Source organism: Nostoc sp. CHAB 5715 (assembly GCF_020829685.1).
Taxonomy (GTDB): Bacteria; Cyanobacteriota; Cyanobacteriia; order Cyanobacteriales; family Nostocaceae; genus Nostoc.
The window spans coordinates 1-4394 of the sequence record NZ_JAIVFR010000661.1 but is presented as its reverse complement, the minus strand read 5'-3'; the positions used below and the strand labels follow the sequence as shown (position 1 = coordinate 4394).

At 42.0% G+C, this 4394-nt stretch carries 3 protein-coding genes and 1 pseudogene; 1 reads left to right on the top strand and 3 read right to left on the bottom strand.

All coding sequences use genetic code 11. The features are described 5' to 3' along the window. Nucleotides 1-323: 323 nt before the first annotated feature. Genes phoU through LC574_RS28445 form a run of 3 tightly spaced genes read right to left on the bottom strand, consistent with a single transcriptional unit; the run spans nt 324 to nt 3141 of the window. Nucleotides 324-992: a phosphate signaling complex protein PhoU gene (gene phoU / locus LC574_RS28455; RefSeq protein WP_229457007.1), complete on the bottom strand. Its 669-nt coding sequence runs from the start codon at nt 990-992 to the stop codon at nt 324-326. 29 nt (nt 993-1021) lie between these two features. Continuing rightward, nucleotides 1022-2335 (bottom strand): cell wall metabolism sensor histidine kinase WalK, encoded by a 1314-nt coding sequence (locus LC574_RS28450; RefSeq protein WP_229457006.1) that lies wholly within the window; start codon nt 2333-2335, stop codon nt 1022-1024. 53 nt (nt 2336-2388) lie between these two features. Next, the gene (locus tag LC574_RS28445; protein WP_229457005.1) at nt 2389-3141 is read right to left on the bottom strand and encodes a winged helix-turn-helix domain-containing protein; all 753 of its coding nucleotides are present in this window, start codon (nt 3139-3141) and stop codon (nt 2389-2391) included. Nucleotides 3142-3792: 651 nt separating this feature from the next. Between LC574_RS28445 and LC574_RS28440 the strand changes: the two are divergent. Then, nucleotides 3793-4394: pseudogene (locus LC574_RS28440) on the top strand (hypothetical protein); the annotation flags it as partial.

The following is a 4394-nucleotide window of genomic DNA, read 5'->3' as shown; positions in this document are numbered from 1 at the left end:
TCAAGGCTAACAGCTAAAGTCTACTAAAGTAGACTAAAGATTTTTGGCTATATTTTAGTCATCTTCAGATGACTTTTACTATTAGCAAGGAACTTCAGTTCCTTGCGGGACATGGCTTTTACGTTAAGTTGACACGTATGAGCACTGCTATGTCTCTACGATAGATGTGGTTCAAATACATGAAAACTGCTGTAAAAAGTCCGCACTTTTGGAGCATTTAACTAATTTGCCACGGCTTTACGCAAAGCTGTACTAAGTCGCTTGAGTCGTCAGCCTTTGTTTGTAGAGGTACTGCTAAAGCCTGTGGACTGATGAATCGTCAATTAAGAGCGTTGACCGGTGACAATATATGCTACCCTTTGACCGATATTAGTGGCATGATCTGCCATGCGTTCCAGACAACGAATTGCCAGTGCCAGCAGTACAATAGGCTCAACTACACCAGGTACATCGCGTTGTTGGGCTAAAGTCTGATAAACACGATCATACGCATCGTCTACAGTATCATCTAAGTGCTTTAAACGGCGTCCACCGGCTTCATCGAAATCTCCCAAAGCCTTCAAGCTAGTTGCTAGCATCGACTGCGCGTGAAGGGACATAGTTTCAATGTCGAGCATTGACGGATGAGGCGCGTAAGGAAAAATTTTAATTGCAATCTCAGCTAAATCCTCAGCATAATCGCCAATGCGCTCTAAGTCGCGCACCAGCTGCATAAAGGCACTTAAGCAGCGCAAATCTTGAGCCGTAGGCGCTTGCAGCGTCATAATCGCTGTACAGTCTGATTCGATTTGTCTATAAAAGCGATCGATCTTTTTATCTAATCGGGGAAGTTCCTCAGCTGCTGTTAAGTTACGAGCAAATAATGCTTGGTGGGTGAGGCGAAATGATTGTTCTACCAAAGCACCCATGCGTAATACATCCCGTTCTAAGCGCCTAATGGCGCGTGCAAGTTCGGGTCTTTGAGGATTAGGACTGTAATGGACAGCTTTCACACTTGTTGTCTCAAAGGTGAAGATTACTATTAACTATAGTCTTGGCTTAAAGAGTTTGCCATAACTTCACAAAATTGGAGTTGCATCCACGCTCCACCAGTTTCTGGATGGTTCATAGCTTTGATTGAACCACCGTGAGCGTGAATAATTTGCTCAACGATCGCTAATCCTAATCCATTGCCAACGATCGCTCCTATGGAGTTACCATCTTGTGAGGAATGGGTTCGTGCTTTATCTCCTCGATAAAATCGCTCAAAAACATGGGGTAAATCTGCCTCAGAAAATCCGACTCCAGAATCAATAAGATTTATTTCGAGAATTGGAGAAGCAGCATTATCTTTTGTTGATAAGATTTTCGCTTCAATGTGAATACTTGTACGAGGAGGACTGTATTTAATGCTATTGTCTAGCAAGTTGAGAAAAACTTGGTAAATACGGGCTTGATCTGCCTTAATCCAAACATTTTCTGGCCCAGAATAAGAAAGAGACAGATGTTGACGCCCTGCCAAGGGTTCTAGTGTTTCCCAAACGGATGTAATTAGCGATCGCAATTCTACAGGTTTGGCTTGCAATTGCATGTTTGGGTTTGCTTCCATTTGGGTGAGGTCTAACCAGCTTTGCACCAAGTTAATCAGTCGGTCAACTTCTTGCATTAGGCGGTTAACCCAGCGATTTAAAGGTGGTTCCAAGCGGATTTGTAAAGTTTCCGCAACCAAGCGAATCGAAGTTAGTGGCGTTCTGAGTTCGTGGGCTAGATCAGAAAAATAGCGATCGCGTACTTGATTTATATCTAATAGGGGTTGACGATTTTCTAAAAAGACTCCCACTTGTCCATTGGGTAAAGGCAAGCTAGATGCCCGCAAAGCCAAAGATTTTATTGTTGCCATCTCTACCGCATCATCACAAGATGGATGAAATATCCATTCTCCCGTCTGTGGTTTTTGCAAATCACGAGTTTGCTCAATTAAATGGTCAAGTTCATAAGACCTTACCAACTCCAGTAACAAGCGCACCTGTTCTGGTTGCCAGTGCAGATACAAAATTTCCTGCGCCTGTCGATTGCACCACAGCAGTTGATTTTCCTCATCCACCTGCAAATATCCCACTGGTGCAAAATCTAGCAGGTTTTGGTAAGTTTGCAACGACTGCTGCAAATCTTGTCGGTGCTGCCTCACCATCGCTATTTCCTGCCGCAACCCAGGAATCAGCAGCAGTCCCATCTTGTAAGAATGCGAGGTTAACGGTCGGAGTAAGCGCCCCAGGTAACGGTTAAGTTGAACCTGTTGCCAAACCCAAAACCCAATGCCTACGGCTAAACCCAGAATAAATCCCAATAAAAGCATTTGAGTTGTTAGTTTGTTGGTGACTACTAAAAACTAACAACTATCCCAACTAATTATCCAAATCTATAGCCAAAACCTCGTACAGTCACAATATATTCGGGATGACTGGGGTCTTCCTCTAATTTTTCGCGCAACCACCGAATGTGAACGTCTACAGTTTTACTATCGCCAACGAAATCTGGCCCCCAAACCTGATCTAGCAATTGCTCCCGTGACCATACCCTGCGGGCGTAACTCATAAACAGTTCCAGCAAGCGGAACTCTTTGGGGGAAAGACTCGCTTCTTGACCACGAACCAGCACGCGACATTCTTGGGGATTCAAGGTGATATCTTTAAATTTTAATACTGGTACTTGTGGTAAATTACTTAGGCGTTGGCGGCGGAGTAGAGCACGACAACGAGCCACTAACTCACGCATACTAAAGGGTTTGGTCAGGTAGTCATCTGCTCCCACCTCTAACCCCAAAACCCGGTCAGTTTCACTACCCTTAGCACTCAGCATTAAAATTGGTACTGGGTTTCCTTGATGACGCAGTAAACGGCAAATATCTAGCCCATTGATTTGAGGCAGCATCAAATCAAGAATGAGCAAATCAAAGGGAAGTTCCCCCGAATTGGTTTCAAAACTTTTGAGATACTCTATAGCAGACCGCCCATCGGGTGCTGTTGTCACCCCATAACCTTCTTCTTCAAGGGCTACAGCTAGCATTTCTTGGATTAATTCTTCATCTTCTACTACTAGAATCCGGCTGGTTTGTCCAATGTCCGTTCTAGCAGAGTATTTGGTCGATTCAGTTGTATACATTGATATCACAAAAGTCTGGGACTGTGCTTGTATCAATTAGCATGATTAAATCTATTATCTAGCCTTACTGCAACCACGCTTCTACTAGGGTTGATTCTTTTAGATTTTCTTTATAAAAAGTAACATATACCACAGCACCCTGCTAAATCAAAAATCACTCTTAACAATAGGACGATAGGGAGCAGGCGATCGCAAAAGACATTTTCATATTTTGTTGTGTGACGCAATTTAGATGAAGGATTATCTTGACAAGAGCAGATTAAGTTGGGTATATTTACTTTAGTACAAAAATACTATAAAACCTCAAAGGGAAAACTATAGCACTTTTCCTTTGTATGTAATATACTCCGACCTCTCTCTAGGTTTGAATTTGACTCCCCTTTCAGCAACAAAAGTTTTTCTGCTTGCCTCTGCTCGTAGGAGAGGTTAGGGAGAGGTAGGTCACTATTAGGCTCAACTAAGAAACGCTACATAAAAACATCAGGACATATATGTGGAAAATTCGTACTACCTAAGTGTCCTCTGCTGATCTTTCCGTGTTTACACTGCGTTAAAAATGTTGATTTTAAAGCTATTCTGATGTCTGCATAGGGTAGTCATTGGTATGGCTTGCTACCCAATAAATCATTGCCTATTGAAGGGAGTTGGAAGATGACTACAGTTGGAGTCAAGGACAGCAAACAACAACTAATGCAAGCATTTCAACAAATTATTATCCAAAGAAAAAAGCTGGAATCTAAAATAGCAACCAAACAAGAGGAAGCAGAAAAAGCAAAAAGTCAAGAAATTCTGCAAACAGCTTCTGCATATACGGTTGATAGTATTGTCAAAGGTTTAGCTGATTTACAATTGGAGTTTGGCAGTATTCTCAATGGATTATCTGAAAAACTAGCTCAGGAAAATTCCAAGTTAGATGAATTGAACCGAGCTATAGAAATTGAAACTCAACGCTTACAAGAGCTTCAACAAATCAGAGTTGTAGCGGATACTCTAGACATTTTAAGTCAAGAACACCAAGAAAAATTAAAAACCCTAGAACAAGATACTATCAGCAAAAGGGAAACACTAGAGAAAGAAATTACAATCAGGCGGAAAGAATGGCAAAAAGAGCAAGCAGAGTATGAAGAGAAACCCTTTGGTCGGGACTTGGCTTCTGCCCAAAGTCTTAACCAAGTGGTACAGAAATATTGTAAAGAACATCAAGTATACCGCATTGACCACTACTTAGGTAAAGAAACAGTCCAGAATAGATC